The 20,675-nt window shown below is 41.6% G+C and carries 24 protein-coding genes and 1 tRNA gene; 17 read left to right on the top strand and 8 right to left on the bottom strand.

Translation table 11 applies throughout. The features are described from left to right. Nucleotides 1–73 precede the first annotated feature (73 nt). From AC3WTL_RS19055 to AC3WTL_RS19115, 13 genes are all read left to right on the top strand, one after another. Nucleotides 74–146: transfer RNA gene (locus AC3WTL_RS19055), tRNA-Phe, on the top strand. 366 nt (nucleotides 147–512) lie between these two features. Further along, the gene (locus AC3WTL_RS19060; protein WP_248350238.1) at nucleotides 513–1,991 is read left to right on the top strand and encodes a M23 family metallopeptidase; all 1,479 of its coding nucleotides are present in this window, start codon (nucleotides 513–515) and stop codon (nucleotides 1,989–1,991) included. A 226-nt stretch (nucleotides 1,992–2,217) separates the two neighbouring features. Further along, nucleotides 2,218–2,925: a response regulator YycF gene (gene yycF, locus AC3WTL_RS19065; RefSeq protein ID WP_048010220.1), complete on the top strand. Its 708-nt coding sequence runs from the start codon at nucleotides 2,218–2,220 to the stop codon at nucleotides 2,923–2,925. An 8-nt stretch (nucleotides 2,926–2,933) separates the two neighbouring features. Next, nucleotides 2,934–4,760 (top strand): cell wall metabolism sensor histidine kinase WalK, encoded by a 1,827-nt coding sequence (walK, locus tag AC3WTL_RS19070; RefSeq protein WP_048010221.1) that lies wholly within the window; start codon nucleotides 2,934–2,936, stop codon nucleotides 4,758–4,760. Then, nucleotides 4,757–6,097 carry a two-component system activity regulator YycH gene (locus AC3WTL_RS19075; RefSeq protein WP_248350236.1) on the top strand — a complete coding sequence of 447 codons (1,341 nt, stop codon included), beginning with the start codon at nucleotides 4,757–4,759 and terminating at the stop codon, nucleotides 6,095–6,097. The genes walK and AC3WTL_RS19075 overlap by 4 nt, the downstream gene beginning before the upstream one ends. Beyond that, entirely contained in the window at nucleotides 6,084–6,896 is an 813-nt protein-coding gene (locus AC3WTL_RS19080; RefSeq protein WP_048010223.1) for a two-component system regulatory protein YycI, read from the top strand. The genes AC3WTL_RS19075 and AC3WTL_RS19080 overlap by 14 nt, the downstream gene beginning before the upstream one ends. A 7-nt stretch (nucleotides 6,897–6,903) precedes the next feature. Beyond that, nucleotides 6,904–7,698 (top strand): MBL fold metallo-hydrolase, encoded by a 795-nt coding sequence (locus AC3WTL_RS19085; protein ID WP_061793147.1) that lies wholly within the window; start codon nucleotides 6,904–6,906, stop codon nucleotides 7,696–7,698. A 240-nt stretch (nucleotides 7,699–7,938) separates the two neighbouring features. Next, nucleotides 7,939–9,168 (top strand): S1C family serine protease, encoded by a 1,230-nt coding sequence (locus AC3WTL_RS19090; RefSeq protein WP_492369878.1) that lies wholly within the window; start codon nucleotides 7,939–7,941, stop codon nucleotides 9,166–9,168. A 148-nt stretch (nucleotides 9,169–9,316) separates the two neighbouring features. Next, nucleotides 9,317–9,478 (top strand): CxxH/CxxC protein, encoded by a 162-nt coding sequence (locus AC3WTL_RS19095; protein ID WP_064503402.1) that lies wholly within the window; start codon nucleotides 9,317–9,319, stop codon nucleotides 9,476–9,478. A gap of 80 nt (nucleotides 9,479–9,558) precedes the next feature. Next, complete coding sequence (gene rlmH / locus AC3WTL_RS19100) at nucleotides 9,559–10,038, top strand: 23S rRNA (pseudouridine(1915)-N(3))-methyltransferase RlmH (protein WP_226618916.1); 480 nt, start codon at nucleotides 9,559–9,561, stop codon at nucleotides 10,036–10,038. Nucleotides 10,039–10,297: 259 nt separating this feature from the next. Continuing rightward, on the top strand, nucleotides 10,298–10,942 hold the full coding sequence (locus AC3WTL_RS19105) for a TetR/AcrR family transcriptional regulator (protein WP_226618915.1): 645 nt from the start codon (nucleotides 10,298–10,300) through the stop codon (nucleotides 10,940–10,942). A 79-nt stretch (nucleotides 10,943–11,021) separates the two neighbouring features. Next, nucleotides 11,022–11,759: an ATP-binding cassette domain-containing protein gene (locus AC3WTL_RS19110; RefSeq protein ID WP_492369879.1), complete on the top strand. Its 738-nt coding sequence runs from the start codon at nucleotides 11,022–11,024 to the stop codon at nucleotides 11,757–11,759. Further along, nucleotides 11,752–12,459 (top strand): ABC transporter permease, encoded by a 708-nt coding sequence (locus AC3WTL_RS19115; protein WP_492369880.1) that lies wholly within the window; start codon nucleotides 11,752–11,754, stop codon nucleotides 12,457–12,459. The genes AC3WTL_RS19110 and AC3WTL_RS19115 overlap by 8 nt, the downstream gene beginning before the upstream one ends. 462 nt (nucleotides 12,460–12,921) lie before the next feature. Here the strand turns inward: AC3WTL_RS19115 and pdxR are convergent, their stop codons facing one another. Further along, nucleotides 12,922–14,376 carry a MocR-like pyridoxine biosynthesis transcription factor PdxR gene (gene pdxR / locus AC3WTL_RS19120; RefSeq protein ID WP_492369881.1) on the bottom strand — a complete coding sequence of 485 codons (1,455 nt, stop codon included), beginning with the start codon at nucleotides 14,374–14,376 and terminating at the stop codon, nucleotides 12,922–12,924. Nucleotides 14,377–14,495: 119 nt separating this feature from the next. On the opposite strand from pdxR, the gene AC3WTL_RS19125 reads away from it, so the two are divergent. Further along, nucleotides 14,496–15,116: a LysE/ArgO family amino acid transporter gene (locus AC3WTL_RS19125; RefSeq protein ID WP_492369882.1), complete on the top strand. Its 621-nt coding sequence runs from the start codon at nucleotides 14,496–14,498 to the stop codon at nucleotides 15,114–15,116. A 137-nt stretch (nucleotides 15,117–15,253) separates the two neighbouring features. Continuing rightward, nucleotides 15,254–15,751, top strand: coding sequence for an LURP-one-related/scramblase family protein (locus AC3WTL_RS19130; RefSeq protein WP_197217304.1), 498 nt, complete (start codon nucleotides 15,254–15,256; stop codon nucleotides 15,749–15,751). A gap of 265 nt (nucleotides 15,752–16,016) precedes the next feature. Here the strand turns inward: AC3WTL_RS19130 and AC3WTL_RS19135 are convergent, their stop codons facing one another. The 7 genes from AC3WTL_RS19135 to AC3WTL_RS19165 all read right to left on the bottom strand — a co-directional run bounded on the left by AC3WTL_RS19135 (nucleotide 16,017) and on the right by AC3WTL_RS19165 (nucleotide 19,313). Then, a complete protein-coding gene (locus tag AC3WTL_RS19135; protein WP_252220489.1) occupies nucleotides 16,017–16,766 on the bottom strand; it encodes an ABC transporter permease in 750 nt (249 codons plus the stop codon). After that, complete coding sequence (locus AC3WTL_RS19140) at nucleotides 16,767–17,528, bottom strand: ABC transporter ATP-binding protein (protein ID WP_492369883.1); 762 nt, start codon at nucleotides 17,526–17,528, stop codon at nucleotides 16,767–16,769. Between the two features lie 155 nt (nucleotides 17,529–17,683). After that, the gene (locus tag AC3WTL_RS19145) at nucleotides 17,684–17,848 is read right to left on the bottom strand and encodes a hypothetical protein (protein WP_413227252.1); all 165 of its coding nucleotides are present in this window, start codon (nucleotides 17,846–17,848) and stop codon (nucleotides 17,684–17,686) included. A 63-nt stretch (nucleotides 17,849–17,911) separates the two neighbouring features. Beyond that, on the bottom strand, nucleotides 17,912–18,244 hold the full coding sequence (locus tag AC3WTL_RS19150) for a DUF1048 domain-containing protein (protein WP_163140333.1): 333 nt from the start codon (nucleotides 18,242–18,244) through the stop codon (nucleotides 17,912–17,914). After that, the gene (locus tag AC3WTL_RS19155; protein WP_252220485.1) at nucleotides 18,241–18,594 is read right to left on the bottom strand and encodes a DUF1048 domain-containing protein; all 354 of its coding nucleotides are present in this window, start codon (nucleotides 18,592–18,594) and stop codon (nucleotides 18,241–18,243) included. The genes AC3WTL_RS19150 and AC3WTL_RS19155 overlap by 4 nt, the downstream gene beginning before the upstream one ends. A 42-nt stretch (nucleotides 18,595–18,636) precedes the next feature. After that, nucleotides 18,637–18,972, bottom strand: coding sequence for a DUF1048 domain-containing protein (locus AC3WTL_RS19160; RefSeq protein ID WP_319003796.1), 336 nt, complete (start codon nucleotides 18,970–18,972; stop codon nucleotides 18,637–18,639). Next, a complete protein-coding gene (locus AC3WTL_RS19165) occupies nucleotides 18,969–19,313 on the bottom strand; it encodes a PadR family transcriptional regulator (protein WP_163140337.1) in 345 nt (114 codons plus the stop codon). Before AC3WTL_RS19165 ends, AC3WTL_RS19160 begins: the two co-directional genes overlap by 4 nt. Nucleotides 19,314–19,535: 222 nt before the next feature. Between AC3WTL_RS19165 and AC3WTL_RS19170 the strand changes: the two genes are divergently transcribed. Beyond that, nucleotides 19,536–19,982: a DUF4385 domain-containing protein gene (locus tag AC3WTL_RS19170; protein ID WP_252220483.1), complete on the top strand. Its 447-nt coding sequence runs from the start codon at nucleotides 19,536–19,538 to the stop codon at nucleotides 19,980–19,982. Between the two features lie 79 nt (nucleotides 19,983–20,061). After that, nucleotides 20,062–20,610, top strand: coding sequence for a DUF488 domain-containing protein (locus tag AC3WTL_RS19175; protein ID WP_252220481.1), 549 nt, complete (start codon nucleotides 20,062–20,064; stop codon nucleotides 20,608–20,610). Nucleotides 20,611–20,675: the final 65 nt, after the last annotated feature.

The raw sequence follows: 20,675 nt of genomic DNA on the forward strand, positions 1-20,675 counted from the left end.
TAACATTGTACCGTTTGCCAAATCGGGACGAAGGACGAAGCCAAACAACGTTTAGGAAAAAATAATCTAATAAGGCTCAGTAGCTCAGTCGGTAGAGCAAAGGACTGAAAATCCTTGTGTCGGCGGTTCGATTCCGTCCTGAGCCATCCCAAGAAGGAGTATGTAACCAAGCATGCTCCTTTTTGTTATATTTCTGTAATATAAGCGCTTTTCTGAAGAAAGGCCGCGTAATTTAGACGCACACTCTCCTCTATTTTTCGCCGCCCTAACAAACCCTTGAAAATAGGGATTACTTCCTATCCTCCATTCGACAAATACCACCCTTTGCTTTGCCATTAAAAGTCATAAAATGTCAGCTATTATACATTTTTGTTACATTCCCGAGTCTCGTAATTTATTTGCTTTGCTGTATGGTAAAGTAGGTATTGTGAAAAAATCAGACTCACAAATTCGTAGTTACATAGCACTATATGAAAGTGTTCTTTGTTACCGTAGTCTAGGGGGATGTAACCATGTTCAAATGGATGAAAAAAGGTACCTCATCATCAGAATTTACAGCGAAAAGCTTTAAGAAAACTATAAATAGAACGATTGCGGCCGGCTTTGCAGCGGCGGCTTTAACATTTACTGGCGGCATATCCGCTTCTGCCAATGATGATAAGCTTGTGACCGTTTATTATGTCTATATGGGTGACGAATATATTGGAACGGTGTCGGATAAAAGTGTCATCGAAAATTTGGCTGATAAAAAGATCAGTGAGGCTGAAGGATCCCATGAGGGATTAAAGCTGGCGCTGGCATCGGAGCTTTCCTTTGTTCCTGAGCAGGTTTTTGAATCCAGCTCACAAGTGAATGAATCAGAAGCTGTCAATGGCCTAAAAGATAAGATGGAAGTTCATGCTGAAGCAGCTGCCTTAGTGATTGGCGGCAAGGAAATTGCTTATTTGGAAAATGAGGAGCAGGCAAAAGCGGCCCTCCAGAAAATCAAGACGTCCTATGTATCAGAAAAAGACTTAAAGGCACTCGAAGATAGAAAAGCATCTTCTGCAATTCCTTTACCACAGCTGAAGGAAGATGAAACACGTCTTTTAGATGTCCGCTTTACGGAAGATGTATCCATCTCTGAAGCAACCGTGAAACCAGACCAGATCATCAATGCAGATGAGGCTGTAAAGCTTTTGCAAAAGGGAACCCTTGAAGAAGAGAAATATGTGGTGAAAGAAGGCGATGCACTAAGCAATATCGCCAGTGCCCATGACCTCGATATGAAGGAATTGATCGAACTGAACAACGGTCTTAAGAACGATTCAGTCATTAAAGCAGGCCAGAAATTAAATGTGACTGTCTACAAACCGTATGTAAAAGTGTTAGCAGATAAGGAAGTTTTCAAGAAAGAAAAAATAGATTTTGAAAAGGAAATCGTCGAAGACAGCAGCATGCCTAAAGGCGAAACGAAAGTGAAGCAGGAAGGCAAGGAAGGCGTTCGTGCTGCTACCTATCTGATTACGGAAGAAAACGGCCAAACGGTCAAAAAAGAAGTAAAAGATGAAAAGGTTCTTGAAGAGCCTGTGAAGCAAATTGTCATCAAGGGAACAAAGGTGATTCCATCCCGCGGTGAAGGCAGCTTTGCCTATCCGGCAGTTGGCGGCTATATCTCAAGTAAAATGGGATACCGCTGGGGCAAAATGCATAAAGGGATTGACATTGCAAGACCGAGCGACCGCACGATCAAAGCAGCCGATAACGGTACGGTTGTATCCGCAGGCATGGATGGCGGCTATGGAAATAAAATCGTCATCGACCATAACAATGGCTTCCGCACGATTTATGCCCATCTGGATTCCATCAGTGTCAGCGTTGGCCAAACCGTCTCAAAAGGATCAAAAATCGGCATAATGGGAACCACTGGTGATTCAACCGGTGTCCACCTGCACTTCGAAGTATACAAAAACGGCAAAATGCAGGATCCGCTGAAATATATTAATAAATAATACACGCACAAAAGTCTCTAGTTATCATGCTAGAGACTTTTGTGGTTAAGAATAAGTAATAAAACATTCAGCTTCTTGAGGTGTCGGAGGCAGGCAGGGCGCTCCCGCTTTTCGTAATAGGTGAATTATCACTGTTAACATGGTAAAGTAAAGTAGAGAACATATGCATGAAACTGACTTCTACTGCTCCAAAAATAAATAAATGAGCAAGAAAAAGGAGATAGGTATGGATAAAAAAATTCTGGTTGTAGACGATGAGAAACCAATTGCAGATATTCTGCAGTTCAATTTAAAAAAAGAAGGCTATGAAGTGGTATGTGCCTATGACGGCAATGACGCCCTTGAAAAGGTAGAAGAAATCAAGCCGGATTTAATTTTGCTTGATATCATGCTTCCGCAGAGGGATGGCATTGAGGTTTGCCGTGAAGTGCGCAAGAAATATGATATGCCGATCATTATGCTGACAGCAAAGGATTCTGAAATTGATAAAGTTCTGGGTCTTGAGCTGGGTGCAGATGATTATGTTACAAAGCCGTTCAGCACGAGAGAATTGATTGCCCGTGTGAAGGCTAATATGAGGCGCCATCAGCAGGTTGCCAAAGCAGAGGAAGAAGATGAATCCAACGAAATCGAAGTGGGTTCACTGATTATCCATCCGGATGCCTACGTGGTTTCCAAACGCGGTGAGACGATTGAATTAACACACCGTGAGTTTGAGCTCCTTCACTATCTGGCCAAACATATTGGACAAGTCATGACAAGGGAACATCTTCTTCAAACCGTATGGGGCTATGATTATTATGGTGATGTCCGCACAGTTGATGTAACTGTCAGAAGACTGCGGGAGAAAATCGAGGATAATCCAAGCCACCCGACATGGATTGTGACAAGAAGAGGAGTCGGTTATTACTTGCGGAATCCTGAACAGGAGTAAAAGGGTACATGGAAAAGGTGGGTTTTTTTCGGTCCATTCATTTGAAGTTTGTGATCATTTATGTTCTTCTCATCCTGGTAGCGATGCAGATTATCGGAGTCTACTTTGTCAGGCAGCTGGAATCGACCTTACAGGAAAATTTCAAAGATGCCATTCAGGAGAGGGTTAATCTTCTTAGCTATTATGTGGAGGAACAGATGACCAAGGTAAGGCTTCCCGATGAGGAGGCCCCGTCCCAGGAGGAAGATATCAGAAGGCTATTAAGTGATTACAATTCGGCGGATATATCCGAAGTCCGTGTGGTTGATGAATCACTGAAAATTCTTGGCACCTCCGACCCCGATAATCAGGGGGTTGTCGGAGGAAGGTCTACCGATAACCTGATCAAGATGGCCATCGCCACCAAACAGCCGGTAACGGAGGATCTGGTTGACCAGGGACAGCGGATATGGGTTCTCGTCACCCCTATTAAAAATAATAATGGGGAAGTCAACGGGGCCATCTATCTGGTTGCTAAAATAGAAAACATCTATGAACAGATGAGAGAGATAAATAATATTTTTACATCCGGAATCGCTATTGCGTTAGCCATCACAGCGATCCTGGGAATACTCCTTGCCCAGACGGTAACACGCCCTATTTCCGATATGCGGAAACAGGCGCTGGCCATGGCAAAAGGGAACTTCTCCCGCAAGGTTAAAGTTTATGGGTATGACGAAATTGGCCAGCTGGCCATTACGTTTAACAGCTTAACAAAGAAGCTTCAGGAAGCTCACGCCACAACGGAAGGCGAACGGCGGAAATTATCCTCTGTTCTTTCCTATATGACAGATGGGGTCATCGCAACCGACCGCAAAGGGCGTGTCATTCTCATTAATGAGCCTGCAGCAAAAATGCTGAATGTTTCACGTGAAACGGTCCTGTCTTCACCAATTGTATCCCTTTTAGGACTTGAAGAGGATTATACCTTTGAAGAGCTGTTAGACGAGCAGGATTCAGTCATCCTGGATTATAGCAGCAAAACGAAAACGCTGATTCTCCGTGCGAATTTCTCGGTTATCCAAAAAGAAACCGGGTTTGTAAACGGCTTAATCACCGTTTTGCATGATATCACCGAGCAGGAGAAAATTGATATGGAACGCCGCGAATTTGTGGCAAATGTATCTCATGAACTTAGAACCCCGCTCACGACGATGAGAAGCTATCTGGAAGCTCTGGCGGATGGCGCCTGGAAAGATGAGGAGATTGCCCCGAACTTCCTGGATGTTACCCAAAATGAAACAGAGCGGATGATCCGCCTGGTTAATGATCTGCTGCAGCTTTCTAAAATGGACAGCAAGGATTACCGTTTAAGCAAGGACTGGATTGATTTCATTTTCTTCTATAATAGAATTATAGACCGTTTTGAAATGACGAAGCAGCAGAATGTTACGTTTGAAAGAAGGCTTCCTGACCATTCGGCTTTTGTGGAAATAGATGAAGACAAGCTCACCCAGGTACTGGACAACATCATCTCGAATGCACTGAAATACTCTCCGGAGGGCGGAAAGGTGACGTTTGGCATTGAGGAAAAAGATGAATTCATTATCGTCAGCGTTTCTGACCAGGGTGTGGGGATACCAAAAGAAAATATTGAGCAGATTTTTGAGCGTTTTTACCGGGTGGATAAAGCCCGGACAAGAAAGCTTGGCGGAACAGGCCTCGGTTTGGCCATTGCGAAGGAAATGGTGGAGGCTCATGGCGGGAAAATTTGGGCAGCGAGTACAGAAGGGAAAGGGACAACGATTTCATTCAGCCTTCCATATGTTCGCTCGGAAGAGGATGATTGGGAATGAGATATGAAAATATAAAATCCATCATACTGACCATTCTAGTCGTGACAAGTGTCCTCCTGACCTGGAATCTCTGGACCTACCAGCCGACTTTTGAGCGAATTGAAAAAGAATCAAACACCATTCAGGAAGTAACAATTGCGGAGAAAAAAGAAATAAATCAGATTGTAAGACCGGACACCCTTTTATTCCATCTTGGGGAAAAACAGACCTTGGGGACAGTCAGCCCTGATGAGATTGATAAAGTAATAAAGGAAATCAGCGATTGGAATTTTGCTGACTTTGAAAATATTACAGAGGAAGCAGGCATCCTTCCTTCGTTTGTTCATAACGAAGGAAAAGCGGTTCTGGCATTTCCGGATTCTGTTCCGATTGACTTATACAAATCCGTCATCAAAATTGGCGATAAAGATCCCGCTGATTTTCAATTTGATCATATTGTCATTGATACCAGGCAAACGGATAAAAAGGAAGGAATTGTAGATTTTGTCTCATTGGATAACCGGCAGGTTTATCGTAGCCATGTGCCTGTTTCCTTTATTCAGAATTTCAAAAGCCAATACTTCAATCTGTCGGAGTATAACCCGAAATATGGAGCCTATCTTGCTTATAAGCCATCAGATAAAAGAACCATCTACCTGCCCGCACAGGATACCAAAATGCCAAGATATCAATATCTCGAGAAAAAATTGGACTCTGAACAATACAAAAATGCCTTGTTCAGTGATCCGAGTGTCGTGCAGAAAAGCTTTCAGCAATCAGAGGATGAATATAATGATACCTTAAGCCTGCTGAGGGTGAATTCTGATAAAAATACCCTTCGTTATATTAAACCGGCTGCCGGTGATAATCCGGCTTTTCCGTCAGGTGACCTCCTGAAAAGGAGCATTGACTACATTAACGGACATTCGGGATGGACAGATAATTACCAATTTGCCGAAATAGATGAAGTGAACCATCGGGTTGTATTCCGGATGTATGAATCTTCAGGCTATCCTATTTTCAGCGATGATCCGAAACTGTCTGAGATCCGCCAGATTTGGGGGCAAAATGAAATATATGAGTATGTTCGAAGCAGCTTCCAGCTTGGTCTGAGTACGGAAACGCCAACAGAAGTATCCCTCAGTTCCGGAAATCGCGTAATGGAGTACCTGTTGGCCCTGGACGGATTCGATCCTGAATTGCTGGAGGATGTAAGACTGGGGTATCAGATGATGCTGGTCAAGGAAGCGCAGACCACCTTCATCCGTCTGGAGCCTTCCTGGTTTTACCGTTATGAAGGAACGTGGAAGAGCATTTCGCTTGATGAGACAGGGGGCATGAATAATGGATTGGAGTAAGATCAAAACAATCTTTATTTTAACCTTCCTGGTGCTGGATATTTACTTGATGTACGAGTTTTTCAAATTAAAGGAAGCCAGTGAATTTGAACCGGTCGCCCAGGCATCCCTGGAAAAGCAGCTTAAGAGTGCCGAGATCACATTTGAGTCGCCCCTTCCGAAAAGCAACCCGAAAGACCGTTACCTGAGGGCAAAGCCGGTGGAATTTGATATTGAAAATCTTGAGGGTCTGAAAGATACAAAGCTTGAAGGCCAGGAGATCACGATTTCAGAAGGAACCACCTTGAATTCCATTTTGGATGAGCCGATCAAGATCAGTGACAAGTTCAGTCCATCCGAATTATCCGCTTTTATCAAAAACAGGGTGTTATTCGGGGATCAGTACCGCTTCTGGGACAAGCCTGAGGACAGCAATAAAATCACGTATTATCAGGAATTTGAAGACAAGATGTTTTATATGAATTTAAATGGCGAGCTCACATTTTATTTGAATGATGAAAATGAAATCGTCTCTTACAAGCAAACGCTTCTGGAAAAGATTGAGTCGAAGGAAGAGAGCGAAAAAGTCATTCAGCCGATAAAGGCTGTCGAGACCCTTTACAAGAATGGCTCGCTTCTGCCTAAATCAAAAATCACAAATGTAGAGTTAGGTTATTTTACCTTCGTGCATTTGAGTTCTTCACAACTATTGACGCCTGCCTGGCGATTTGTTATTAATGGCGAGGAGAATTTATTTGTGGATGCCTTTGAAGGCAAAATTATTCAGCTTAACAACGAAGAGAAAAAAATAGTGGAGTGAGGAGAACATGTCTTTACAATTCAGCGTTCTCGCGAGCGGCAGTACTGGGAATGCGATCTTTGTCGAGACGGAGGAACATTCCTTTCTGGTAGACGCCGGTTTAAGCGGGAAGCAAATGGAAGGATTATTTCAGCATATTGGCCGGGACATCGGTAAGCTTTCAGGCATACTGGTGACCCATGAGCATAGCGACCATATCAAGGGTGTCGGGATTCTTGCCCGCAAGTATAACCTCCCGATCTATGCCAATGAAAAAACATGGCTGGCCATGGACGGACTGATTGGGCAAGTCCCAGTTGACCAAAAATTCCATTTTGATATGGAAGCCGTGAAAACATTCGGATCCCTGGATATTCAATCCTTCGGGGTTTCCCATGATGCAGCCGACCCGATGTTTTATGTGTTCCATCATAACGGGAAAAAGCTGGTCCTGATTACCGATACAGGATATGTCAGCGACCGTATGAAAGGCCTGATTTCCAATGCAGAGGCCTATGTATTTGAAAGCAATCATGATGTCCAGATGCTTCGCATGGGCCGCTACCCGTGGAATATAAAGAGAAGGATCTTAAGTGATGTCGGCCATGTATCCAATGAGGATGCAGCGCTGGCGATGAGTGAAGTGGCAGGCGACCGGACGAAGAGCTTTTATCTTGCCCATTTAAGCCAGGATAACAATATTAAGGATCTGGCGAGAATGTCTGTAGCCCAGACACTGGAAAGCCGCGGAATCATTGTCGGCGAACAATTCGACCTTTTTGATACCGATCCCAAGGTCCCGACGATTTTAACAGCCGTTTAAACATAAATTATAAGAGGAATACACAGAGAGACAGCTGTTTTTCGTGTATTCCTCTTTTTCTTTTTGAGGAAATTTTAATAAAGTATGAACAAAGTCGTAAGATTGCGTCAGCGAGAGCTTTTTTGTTAGATTTCTAAAAACAGAAGAGTATAATATTGGGTATAAAGGAAGACTAAGTTTTAGCATTTATATTAAAAACAGCCGTTTTTTTTTGCAAAAGAAAGAAAGGATGGGTGCAGTTTGGGCTATTATGATCAAGATCATCAGAACCGTTATAAAGGGCAAAAAGGCAACAAGGGCGGATACTTTCTGGCCAGTCTTGTTGGGATCATACTAGGGGCCATCCTGGTAGTGGTTGCAGTCCCAAAGCTGGCTGACTACGACGTGCTCCCATATACGGTTGAACCGGATCAAAAGCTGCAGGACGAAGCATCCGGGGATAACAATAATGCCAGGACTCAGAATGTCTCACTTGATGTGACAACCGATGTAACCAAGGCGGTCGACAAAGCCGGGGATGCGGTAGTAAGCATTACGAACATCCAGACAGCCGGCTTCTGGTCCAATGAAGGAAACGGCAGTGCCGGACAGCCGGCCGGAACAGGGTCAGGCGTTATTTATAAGAAGGAAGGAAATACAGCCTTCATCGTCACAAACCATCATGTGGTCGAAGGTGCTCAGGAATTGGAAGTAAGCCTGGAGGATGGCACCAAGCTGCCGGCAAGACTGGTAGGCAGCGATATTTGGACGGATCTTGCCGTGCTTGAAGTAGAAGGAAAGGAAATCAAAACGGTAGCCGAATTCGGCGATTCAGACAAGCTGAAGCCAGGCGAGCCTGTCATTGCCATCGGAAACCCTCTTGGCCAGTTCTCCGGCTCAGTCACACAGGGAATCATCTCTGGACTGGAGCGTGCCATACCGGTTGATATTGACCAGAATGGGACAGTAGACTGGCAGGCAGAAGTTCTGCAGACAGATGCGGCCATCAACCCGGGTAACAGCGGCGGAGCGCTGGTTAATATCAGTGGCCAGCTCATCGGCATCAACTCCATGAAAATTGCTGAGAGTGCGGTAGAAGGAATTGGATTGGCGATTCCAATTAACTACGCAAGACCAGTAATTGATGACCTTGAAAAATTTGGAGAAGTAAAACGTCCATATATGGGCGTGCAGCTGGCATCTGTTAATGAGATTCCTGGCTACTACCAGCAGGAAGCACTGAAACTGCCGAAGGATGTAAAATCAGGTGTGGCTATCACATCTGTAGAACCGAACTCTCCAGCAGCACAGGCAGGACTGAAGGAAATGGATGTCATTGTCGAGATGGATGGACAGGAAATCAAAGACATCATCGAATTGCGCCAGCATCTCTATACGAAAAAATCAGTTGGCGACCAGATGAAAATCAAGTTTTACCGCGACGGCAAAACACAGGAAGTAACGATGAAGCTGAGCGGCGAGACATTTTAATGAAATGGGAAAGCGATAATCGCTTTCCTGTTTTTTATTGTTTTGTTAGTATGAGATGTGGATAACTTAAATACATAACCAAATATAAAAATTATCCACAGATCGGATAAAAAAACAGGCGGCCAGCCTAAAAAGGAGTTAGCTGAAAATGATTTACTGCTGTGACGAACACGTTGATCTGGCAATAGATATAGTGGTGGATGAGTACGAAACATTCCCACAATTAACAAAACTTGAAGGTGATAAAAAGTTATCAACAACCTGTGAATATTGTCAAAATACCGCAATATATGTTGTAGCGAACGAATGATCTCATACAACATGTGGATGAAAAATGTGGACATGTGGATAACTTCTGTGGATATCTTGTTTGTAAAGTGAGGACATGCTGTGAATATCTCAATCATAACGGTTGGAAAGCTAAAAGAAAAATACTTGAAGCAGGGAATTGACGAATATCTAAAAAGACTGTCAGCCTACGCAAAACTGGACATCATCGAAGTCCCCGACGAAAAAGCCCCCGAAGAACTAAGCGAAACGGAAATGATTCAGGTCAAGCAAAAAGAGGGTGAGCGGATCCTGGCAAAGATCCATCCGGATGCCCATGTCATTGCTTTGGCAATTGAAGGGAAGATGAAATCGTCGGAAGAATTGGCTGATACTCTTGATAAATTGGCTACATACGGGAAGAGTAAGATTGCGTTTGTCATTGGCGGGTCGCTTGGATTGAGCCAGGAGGTTTTGCAGCGTGCGGATGAGAAGCTGTCTTTTTCGAAGATGACGTTTCCGCATCAGTTGATGAAGCTGATCTTGCTGGAGCAGATTTATCGGGCTTTTCGGATTAATCGGGGTGAACCGTATCATAAATAAATGAGGTTTTTAATTAAACTTCTTGCATGAATATTTTTATACATTTTAACATGTGGAGTGTACCGTAATTGTGGTCATTTCCATAATTTACACGGCGGTGGCTTCCAGCCCCGCCTTAATGAATTTGATTACAAAGAGTAAATGTATTCATAATATTCAGTGAGTTGCGCTATGCAATTTTTCTGCTAGTAATACTTTACATTTTCATAAATAAGAGATAACATACATACATATAAATGTATGTATGGAGGGTAGCATCTTGCCAAGAAATAAATATCCAGAAATAACAGAAAAAAGAATCTTGGATACAGCAACAAAGTTGTTTGTGGAAAAGGGATGGGAAGAAACTACCATTCAGAATATTGTAGATGAATTAGGAGATTTAACCAGAGGTGCATTTTACCATCACTTTAAATCTAAAGAGGATATTATAGACGCTGTTCTCAATCGACTGGCTACTGAAAATGACCCGTTCAAAAAGGCTAAAAATATCTCTGGATTAAACGGACTAGAAAAGTTGAGAATGGCATTTTTACTGTCATTTGAAAATATTGGACAATTAGAAGCCGTTAAAACAATACCTACAATCCTAAACAACCCCAAATTGATTGCCAAACAATTGCAGGATTGTGTCAATTCAGGGGCTCGTGATATACTCGCTTTTATCGAAGAAGGGGTAATGGATGGGTCTATTTCTGTTCAATATCCTAAGCAGACATCTGAAACATTTATGCTGTTGACCAATATTTGGTTAAGTCCTATTATCTTTTCAGTGGATACGGAAGAATATCTATTAAAAGCAAAACATTTACATGAATTATTTAATAGTATCGGACTCCCAGTGATTGATGACCAGATATTTGCTACACTTGAAAAATTTCATAAATCTATTTTAAATATCTAAGTGGACTGCCATTGGGCAGTTTACTTTTACACACTTACATACATTTATATGTATGTAAATAATTTAGGAGGAGTTTGATATGGAGTTTGAATCTGCTGTAAAAATATCTGGATTAGTAAAGACCTTCAATCAAAAAGAAGTCATAAGAAATTGTAACATGACCGTTTCAAAAGGAAGCGTTTACGGACTGTTGGGTGTAAATGGTGCTGGAAAAACTACAATTTTTAAAATGCTATTAGGATTAGTTCATCCCGTAGCCGGACACATTGAGATTTTCGGCAAGGATATTCAAGTTGATAAAAAATGTATATTAAGGAATGTGGGAAGCATAATTGAAACTCCCATTTTTTATGAACATTTATCCGCTTTTAAAAATTTAGAAATTCATCTTTCCTATATGGGTATTCAAAATACAGATATTCAAAAAACATTAGGAATAGTTGGATTACATGATATAGGAAATCAACCTGTTTCTCAATTTTCTCTAGGCATGCGTCAGCGCTTAGGGATTGCAAGAGCAATCATCCATCATCCAAAACTTTTAATTTTGGATGAACCAATTAATGGGCTAGATCCAGTGGGAATCCGTGAAATGAGGGAGCTTTTTCAAGACCTTGTAAAAAAACATGATATGACTATACTTGTTTCCAGCCATATTTTAAGTGAAATCGAACATATCTCAGATGTTATAGGAATTATCGAAGAAGGATGCATTGTTAAAGAAATAGAGTTATCCACTATCGAAAAGGATTTTGCAGATGGCTTAGAAGAATATTTTTTTAGTATTGTGAATGGAGGAATGAAACATAATGATTAACCTATTGAAACTTGAATTGAAAAAGAACAATATTCGTACATACATTATTTCAGCCTCTATCATTGGAATCTGTATGTTAGGAATAATATATCTATTCGCCTATGCTCCCAAGATTGAGCCAAAAGACCCGGACATGAAAATGTTTGCAGGATATGAAAATATCATTCCACTATTTAACACAATCTGTATGTTTGCCTTCAGCTTATTATCATCAGTAATGTTTTCAAAAATAGTAATTGAAGAATATGCAGGGAAACGCACCATTCTGCTATTCTCATACCCTATCAGCAGAAGAAAGGTTTTTCTGGCAAAGATTTCTGTGGTTTCACTGTTTGTGGCGACTGCAATGATCACCTCAAGTATAAGTATATTTATTATTTTTGGTATTAGTGAATCCATTTCCCCAGTGGTAGACGGAAACATCACTTTTGAAATTATAAGCAGGGCTGCCAAAACCACATTTTATATGTCTATTTCAGCTGTTAGTGTTGGTATTATCTCTATGGCAATCGGCTTTATAAAAAAGTCTATACCAACCACTATAATATGCTCAGTCTTGCTTTGCTCTCTATTAAGTAACATCGTGGCAGGTTCTATATCTGCTGATAGTCCAATCATTATTTTTACAATAATTCTTGTATTGATAAGTGTAATTGTCATCAACATAATGACAAGAAAGATTAACTGCATGGAGGTATAACAAATATGGAACATAAAATTGTAAATGCAACAGATAATACTCTTGAAAACCTCGCCCCGCTATTTTATCAGTCAAGTATAATAATAGGTATTCTTTTGGTTTTATTAGGATTTTCAATATATTTCCTTAAATCATCCAAAAAGAAGTTAAGAACTGTCTGCTTGATTTGTATAGGCATAGGTATATTCTCCATCCTCAGTGGTTTGATGCAAATGAAATACTAAAAGCTAATACGAACTAGAAGGAAAACAAAAGCGTTATAAAAATATAAAAGGCATTCCATATTTATTAAAGCCAATAAGTTTTTTTGACCTATTTACAGGTTTGGTGAAACCTCATTTAGACTCGTTACGGGGAACCGTACCATAAATAGGGGTATAACAAAAATGGCCTAGATAAGCACTCATTATATTGACTTTTTTAAATAAGGATACCGTTATTACGCGGTATCCTCAATAAAATTTAATTCATAGAAGAATTCTTAATAAGGTGTGCTAAATAAACCAGCCCCTTTTCTAGTTGATCCATTGATGCATATGAATAGGAAATACGAAGATGCTGTTCATCATTATTATCATACACACTACCTGGATTTAATAAAATTCCTTCTCGAAGGGCTGCGTTAAATAGCTTTCGGATAGAAACACTTGTCAGTAATTTAAGCCAGATATAAAATCCACCTTTTGGGGTGTTCCATGTTGCTATCTCGGAAAAATATTTCTCTAAAATTTGAATGGTGAAATCCCTTCTGGATCGTAATTCCTCTTTCGTTTCCTTTAAGAAATCCTCGTACATACCACTACTAAGCCATTTGTCTACAGCATATTGTGATAAGGAACTTGACCCGTAATCTGTTTGCATTTTTATATCTGCTAAACGTTCGATGACAGGTTCAGGTCCCACAATCCAACCGATTCGCAAACCGGGGCTCAATGTTTTGGACATGCTACCTATATACAGGACATTTCCTTGTGTGTCATTAGCTCTCAAAGGATTTGGCGGAGGGTTTTCAAACCATAAATCACCATAAACATCATCCTCAATGATAGGTATAGACTCCCTTTGACAAACCTTTATTAATTCAACCCGCCTTTTTTCAGACATTAATGTGCCTGTTGGATTGTGAAAAGTGGGTATCGTATAGAGTAAAGCCGCGTGATGCTGTCGCTTCATGCGTCCAATAGAGTCACTTTTAATTCCTTCTTTATCAAGTGGTATACCCAATAAATTCATTCCAGCCGATTGAAAAACGTGTACGGAGTTTAAATAGGATGGTGATTCATGAAGTATTGTGGATCCTCTTTTTAATAATCCAATTGAAATCAATTGCAGTGCCTGGAGCCCTCCAGAAACAATTAAGATTGATTCGGGGGAAGCTTCAATTCCCTTTGTTCTTAAATATGCACTAACGGTTTTACGTAAAGATAGGCTTCCTTTAGGCTCCATGTATCCAAGCGATAAAGACTGCTCAGTATCTATTTGCAGTACTTGTCCCATCTTTTTGTTGGGCAATAGATCTGGTGAAAGTTCTCCTGTTCCAAGCCTAATCATAGCAGGGTCTGCTTCTGATTTATTAATTTCTTGGATGATCGTTATATTTGGTTTATGTATACCGGATTTTACATAACTTATCCAATCTGGAGGAGGAGTGGAAGCAAGCAGGCTCCAGGTATTGTTAATCACCTTAGTACCGCTTCCAACCTTAGACTCAATTAATCCATCGGCAGCCAGTTCTTCAAGTGCAGTTACAATGGTACTGCGATTCACTTGAAATCCTTTTGCTAAATTTCTTTGTGGTGGTATTTTAGTGCCTATTGTCCATTCACCGTTCATTATTTTGTTTTTCATAAAATCATATATTTGCTGATGTAAAGGAACGATTGAATTTTTTTCTGGCTTCCAATCTAATTCAGACATAGGCTATCTCCAATCAATTTTTTAAAATTATACCAAATGGTTGGATAGACTCCCATCCAATTGGTTGGAGACATATGAATGGTCCTTAGCTATTCTGTATAGGAATAGGGGGAATCATAGTGGAACCATTATTTCATGGAATGGTATTGGCATTTGGATTAATCTTACCTTTAGGAGTTCAAAATGTATTTGTATTTAATCAAGGAGCGGCACACAACAAATTCACCAATGCTCTACCTGCAATTATTACAGCAGGGGTTTGTGATACAATACTGATTTATTTGGCTGTTGCCGGGGTATCCATTATTGTTTTTAGTTTTGAATGGATAAAGATTTTGTTATTTTTAGTAGGATTCTTTTTCTTAGCCTATATGGGTTGGATCATCTGGAAAAACACATCCGAAATAAACGCTAATCAAGAACAAAACCGTTTTTCTGCACGTCGTCAGGTTACTTTTGCTGCTTCTGTCTCATTACTTAATCCTCATGCTATTATGGATACTATTGGAGTTATAGGAACTAGTTCATTGGCTTATACAGGATATGAGAAATGGGTGTTTACCGTGGCTTGTATAATGATTTCTTGGATCTGGTTCTTTTCCTTAGCGATTTCTGGAAGGAAGATTGGCCAATTTGATAAAAATGGTAAGTTCTTAAAATATATGAATCAAGTTTCCGCTCTTATTATATGGGCTATGGCTATTTATATGGGATATCAATTGTATTCATTTTTAAAGTAAGCTTGAACTTTAGGATTCTTTACAATGAATGCAAAGTGAATCCGATTAGTTACATGGTGGTCTTCCTTGATGTTTCATAACGGTTAGAACAAGATTATACTAATTTGTAATATGCTATATAAAAAGGGGGTCATAATGTGAGGCAACTTTATATAAAGCAGAAGGTGTTTAGTCTTAGTGGCAAATTTACAGTAAAGGACCAGCAGGAGAACGATGTATATTATATAGAGGGAAGTTTTATGCAAATTCCAAAGACATTTTCCATTATGAATACAGCAAGAGATGAAATAGCCCTCATTACGAAAAAGGTGTTTAGCTTTTTACCGAAATTTTTTGTTGAGGTAAATGGTCGAGAGGTGCTGACGATTAAGAAGGAGTTATCCTTCTTAAAAGCACGCTATACGATTGATGGGGCAGGCATTGAAGTACATGGTAATTGGTGGGACATGGATTTTCAGGTAATACAGCATGGCAAAGCTATTGGGAAAGTGAACAAGGAATGGTTTACTTGGGGCGACAGCTACAAGGTTCAAATTTTAGATGAAGAAATGGAAGCCATCATGGTTGCCCTCGTTGTTGCAATTGATTGTGTAAAGGCCGACCAAGCAGCTGCTTCCTCTGCAGTGACACCATAACAATATCAATGGCCGAAGAAAAGATAAAAGTCCAGTGAATCTTACAAAAGTAAAAAAGTGCACAATCCAAATTTTGTAAAGTAAGGGGGTGTCCTAATACAAGTACCTGACCCCAACTATACTATCGCTTTAAAGTACAAGGGGTCAGGGACTTGGGTTAAAGCAGGCAGGGGTTACACACATCATAAGTCAGAAAACGTAAAGAGGCGGTAGTCCTTACCTGGCAGCTTGTGACTTTGATATGGCTAAGCCCCTAATTGTGTACTTACCCTAACTGGCGTTTAAATGCTTTAGTGGCGAAGAAGTAAGCGATGACCATGATGCCGATGCACCAGGAAAGCGCAATCCAGATATCGCTGCCAACAGACCCTTCATACAAGAGGGTACGAATCGCATTCACGATTGAAGTCACGGGCTGGTTCTCAGCAAACACACGAACAATTTTAGGCATGGTTTCGGTAGGGACAAAGGCCGAACTGATAAATGGCAGGAAAATCAGCGGGTACGAGTAGGCTGTCGCCCCTTCCATAGATTTTGCTTTCAATCCAGGAATGACTGCAATCCATGTCAGTGCCAGCGTAAACAGCCCGAGTATCCCGGCTACGGCAAGCCAATCCAGGATATCAGCGCTGGAACGGAAGCCCATCAAGAGGGCAACAAGGATAACCACCACGACAGTAATGGCATTGGAAACAAGCGAAGTCAACACGTGAGCCCACAATACCGATGAACGCTTGATAGGCATGGTAATGAATCGAGCCATCAGCCCGCTCTTTACATCGTTAAACAGCCGCAATGTAGTGTAAGCGACGCCGGATGCGATAGCCATTAGCAAGATTCCCGGCAATAAATAATTGACGTAGTTGTCCGTGCCCGTTTCTATGGATCCGCCAAATACATAAACAAACAGCAGCATCATCATAATCGGCGTAATTGCCACCGTGATAATCGTATCCGGGCTGCGCAGGATGTTGCACATTAAGCGTCCAAGTAATACCCCTGTTTTGTTTTTCATTTATTTCTCCTCCTTTTTGCCGATGATCGCGAGGAAAATTTCCTCCAATGTCGGCTGCTTCTCGATATACTCCACTTTCGCTGGCGGGAACATCTCTTTAAGTTCGGAAAGGGTACCGGTTGTAATGATTTTTCCGCCATGCAGGATGGCGATACGGTCCGCCAGTTGTTCGGCTTCCTCCAAGTACTGGGTCGTCAGCAGGATGGTCGTGCCGCTTCCAGCAAGTTCCTTTATGGTATTCCAGACTTCAATCCGCGCTTCGGGGTCAAGTCCTGTCGTCGGTTCATCGAGAAAAATAACTTCTGGCGTCCCGATCAGGCTCATGGCAATGTCAATCCGGCGCTTCATCCCGCCGGAATATTGGTCCGCCCGGCGGTTGGCCGCATCGGTAAGGCTGAATTTGGCAAGCAGATTGTCGGCGACTTGAGCGGGATTGGAAACTCCGCGAAGCTTGGCGATCATCATCAGATTTTCTCTTCCTGTAAGCATGCCGTCTAAGGCTGCGAATTGTCCTGTCAGGCTGATGCTCTGGCGAACATGATCCGGTTGACGCTGGGAGTCAAAGCCGCAAATAGCTGCTTCGCCGCCATCGGGCTTCATCAGCGTCGAGAGGATGTTGACCGTCGTTGTCTTGCCTGCTCCATTTGAGCCCAGCAGTGCGAAAATTTCGCCACGCCGCACCTCAAAATCTACCCCCTTTAAGACTTCCTTGTCTTTATAGGATTTTTTCAACCCTTTTACAGAAATCGCTGCATTACTCATACTTTTTTCCTCCTTATAAAAGTGATGGAGCTTGATTGCCTAAAATACCGGCTACTTAGTCTGACTGATAATCTGTATTACTTAGTACTGGAGTAAAAATATAACTGAATAGTGAAGGTGGCACATTCATACTTGTAACCAGCTATTCAGTCGAACTATCTATTGAAGTTGCCTTTTTTCAAATCGATCTCATTCAAATCTTCACGATACTTGCCGGCAAAGTTATTAGCGTTTGCCACTGGTTCGCAGGCAAAGGACGTCAAGTCGAACCTGGTGCTGTCCAGGAGCTGTCTGTCTTCTGCCGCACTTGCTTCGAACAACTCAATTTATTCGTATCTGTTTAATGGAAGGAGGAAAGAGATGACATGCTTATTAAATTCCTTCTATTTTTTCATAGCCTTATCGACTTTTTGATTGATCGATTCTTGATAGAGATCAGCATAAGTTTTTGAGTCTTCAATAAGTGCATCGCAGAAAGCAGCAACGTCTGTTCCTGTGACTTCAAGCACACCTTTTCCAGCTGCTGCTCCTTCTTCAAAGAAGCTGAGAATGTCAGAAAGCAGTCCGATACCATTGTTTAGCTCAACAGGACCGACTTTGAAGAGATATTTTTGGATCTCTTTATAGACAATTTGGTAATCTTGTGGAAGCGCTTTGACACGTGAAACATGGGCTTTCCATTCTTTTTTGCCTTCAATGATTTTTTTGATGCTCATTTCAGTCCTCCTAATTTTCTTGCGACGTTCTTGTTGAGCTGGTCACGCCATTTATCTCTATAGGATTTTGCGCCTTCGTTACCAACAAGCGCTTCACAGAAGCCGTTGATATCATCTCCTAGTACTTCTTCGATGCTCTGGCCGTCTGCTGCTGTAACTTCAAGCAATTCAAGAGTACTGTCAAGGATGGGCATCAGATTACGGCCGGTGAAATCTCCGTGAATCCAGAGTTTAATTTTAATTTCTTGCCAAGCAGTTTGATATTCAGCTGGCAAGACTTTTGCTCGTGCTTCAAAATCTTTCATGGCTTTAGTCATATCGCTACCGGTTATTTTTTCTAAAAAGTTCATTGTAGTCTCCTTTAAGATACTAAGCTATTCAGTACAGTTGTATTATTTAATCGCATCGTTGAGTTTTTGCCGTTGCTTATCAACCCATGATTTTGCATCACTGGCAAGATCATCACAGAAGGCTGCTACATCATTGCCAGTAACTTCTTTAACGGGCTTGCCATCGGCTGCGGCTTCTTCAAGAAGGTCGATGATGTGATTAAAGACGAATTTTGTTTCTTGCCAATCCACCACGCTGCCAGTGTTCCAGAGATATTTTTGCATTGCTTTGTAGGCTATGCAGTAGTCTTCTGGTAAGGATTTTGCACGGTTTTCCATTTCACGCCATGCTTTCTTTTCGCTAAAATCGCCAAAGATTTTTTCAAAAATACTCATCATATTACTTCTCCTTTTGATTTTATTTTTGTTTTGAGTTCGTTAATTTTGCTTGAGACGAAATCCCATTTTTTCCAAAAAGTTTCAAGGTGCTCTTGACCTGCTGCGTTAAGTGTGTAAAATTTTCTCGGCGGTCCCATAGTGGATGGCTTTTTCTCGATGTTCACCAGATTGTTTTTCTCAAGTCGCATGGTGATTGTATAAACTGTGCCTTCAACCACATCAGTGAATCCAAGTTCCCGCAGCTGTTGCGTGATTTCATAGCCATAAGTTTCCCCGCGGCTGATGATCTCAAGCACACAACCCTCAAGCACCCCTTTCAGCATTTCTGTGATGTTTTCCAAATTTTTCATCTCCATTTTACCGGTATTCTGTGTTACTTATTACTAGTATATAGTATGACTAAATAGCTGAATTGTCAATAAAACTTTTCGTCAAAAAAGCCCATTTTTATGAGTACAATGAACACCAGTACCACTCCATTGCTTCCCGAAAGCACTAAATAACTATACTCTGCATACAAAAAGGCCGCCAAGGGTAAACCCAATATAAAAAGGATGACAGATATGGCTTTCGACTACGACTTGGACTTTGATAACATAGATTTCCGCAAGAATCCTGAACTGTATAGGGTTGGCAGGGGAGAACAGGGGGTGCTGCTGGTGGAGCCTTATAAGAGCGAGATCCTGGAGCATTGGCGATTTAAGACTCCGGAAATTGCTGAGGAGTCATCCGATAAAATCTATCAGATGTTTCTCAATTATAAGGAGCAAGAAGATTTTGTCGGGATGGACATGGCGAGGAAATTTCTGCAGATGGGGTATACAAGAGCCCGCCGCTATACGAATTACAAAGGCGGGAAGAAATATGATGAGAATGGCAAGGTAAATGAAAGGCAGAATGATCCGGAGAAGGCAGAATCGGCATCCATCTTTATGGAGAAGTGGAAGCTCGCGCGGGAGGATCAGGATTATCTTAAGCGAAAAAAAGAGCATCAGAAGAAATATGGCTGAAGCAGCATGCACGTAGCACTCAGCATAAAGGATACATGAACCTGAACAACAGAGTCTTTGTTTTAAGGGGAAGATAATCATGAAAGTCTATACGATTGGACATTATAACCATTCGATCGAACAATTTTTAAAGCTGCTGGGAGCAGCTGAAATTAACTTTGTGGCAGATGTCCGGGCATTTCCTGCAAGCCGCAGGAATTCACACTTTAAAAAAGAAAACATGGTCCAGTGGCTGAAAGAAGCGGGGATTCATTATCGCCATTTTCCCGGTCTTGGCGGGAGAAGGAGAATGTCTGGCCAGGTAGGGGAGCAATTGAACGAAGGATGGAATAACCGCTCGTTTCACAATTATGCGGATTATACACTGACGGATGATTTTCAGTATGCTTTGGAGCAGCTCAAGGAACTGGCTGCAGAAACGACGCTCGTCTATATGTGTTCAGAATATCATCCGGCAAGATGCCATCGCCTTCTCATCAGCAACTGGCTGAAGGCAAATGGATGGGATGTGCGCCATCTCATTCCTGATGCTAAGGGAAATCCGAAGATCATTCCTCATGAATTGGGGAAGTGGGGAGCCATGCCAATCATTGAAGAAGATGGAACTGTCGTTTATCCGAAACTTTAATAATGGGAAAGGATATGTAGTGATAGCCGGAACCATGCCTGAACACAAACAGTACATTCGCGGGC

It is taken from the genome of Cytobacillus sp. EB106-05-05-XG126 (genome assembly GCF_058791715.1).

Coding starts and splice junctions, on each gene's coding strand:
- AC3WTL_RS19080 (WP_048010223.1), top strand. CDS start 6,084: ATGGATTGGAGTAAGATCAAAACAATCTTTATTTTAACCTTCCTGGTG.
- AC3WTL_RS19140 (WP_492369883.1), bottom strand. CDS start 17,528: ATGAGTAATGCAGCGATTTCTGTAAAAGGGTTGAAAAAATCCTATAAA.
- AC3WTL_RS19135 (WP_252220489.1), bottom strand. CDS start 16,766: ATGAAAAACAAAACAGGGGTATTACTTGGACGCTTAATGTGCAACATC.
- AC3WTL_RS19175 (WP_252220481.1), top strand. CDS start 20,062: ATGAAAGTCTATACGATTGGACATTATAACCATTCGATCGAACAATTT.
- AC3WTL_RS19170 (WP_252220483.1), top strand. CDS start 19,536: ATGGCTTTCGACTACGACTTGGACTTTGATAACATAGATTTCCGCAAG.
- walK (WP_048010221.1), top strand. CDS start 2,934: ATGGAAAAGGTGGGTTTTTTTCGGTCCATTCATTTGAAGTTTGTGATC.
- AC3WTL_RS19160 (WP_319003796.1), bottom strand. CDS start 18,972: ATGATGAGTATTTTTGAAAAAATCTTTGGCGATTTTAGCGAAAAGAAA.
- AC3WTL_RS19150 (WP_163140333.1), bottom strand. CDS start 18,244: ATGAGCATCAAAAAAATCATTGAAGGCAAAAAAGAATGGAAAGCCCAT.
- AC3WTL_RS19110 (WP_492369879.1), top strand. CDS start 11,022: ATGGAGTTTGAATCTGCTGTAAAAATATCTGGATTAGTAAAGACCTTC.
- AC3WTL_RS19155 (WP_252220485.1), bottom strand. CDS start 18,594: ATGAACTTTTTAGAAAAAATAACCGGTAGCGATATGACTAAAGCCATG.
- AC3WTL_RS19085 (WP_061793147.1), top strand. CDS start 6,904: ATGTCTTTACAATTCAGCGTTCTCGCGAGCGGCAGTACTGGGAATGCG.
- AC3WTL_RS19115 (WP_492369880.1), top strand. CDS start 11,752: ATGATTAACCTATTGAAACTTGAATTGAAAAAGAACAATATTCGTACA.
- pdxR (WP_492369881.1), bottom strand. CDS start 14,376: ATGTCTGAATTAGATTGGAAGCCAGAAAAAAATTCAATCGTTCCTTTA.
- AC3WTL_RS19060 (WP_248350238.1), top strand. CDS start 513: ATGTTCAAATGGATGAAAAAAGGTACCTCATCATCAGAATTTACAGCG.
- AC3WTL_RS19075 (WP_248350236.1), top strand. CDS start 4,757: ATGAGATATGAAAATATAAAATCCATCATACTGACCATTCTAGTCGTG.
- yycF (WP_048010220.1), top strand. CDS start 2,218: ATGGATAAAAAAATTCTGGTTGTAGACGATGAGAAACCAATTGCAGAT.
- AC3WTL_RS19095 (WP_064503402.1), top strand. CDS start 9,317: ATGATTTACTGCTGTGACGAACACGTTGATCTGGCAATAGATATAGTG.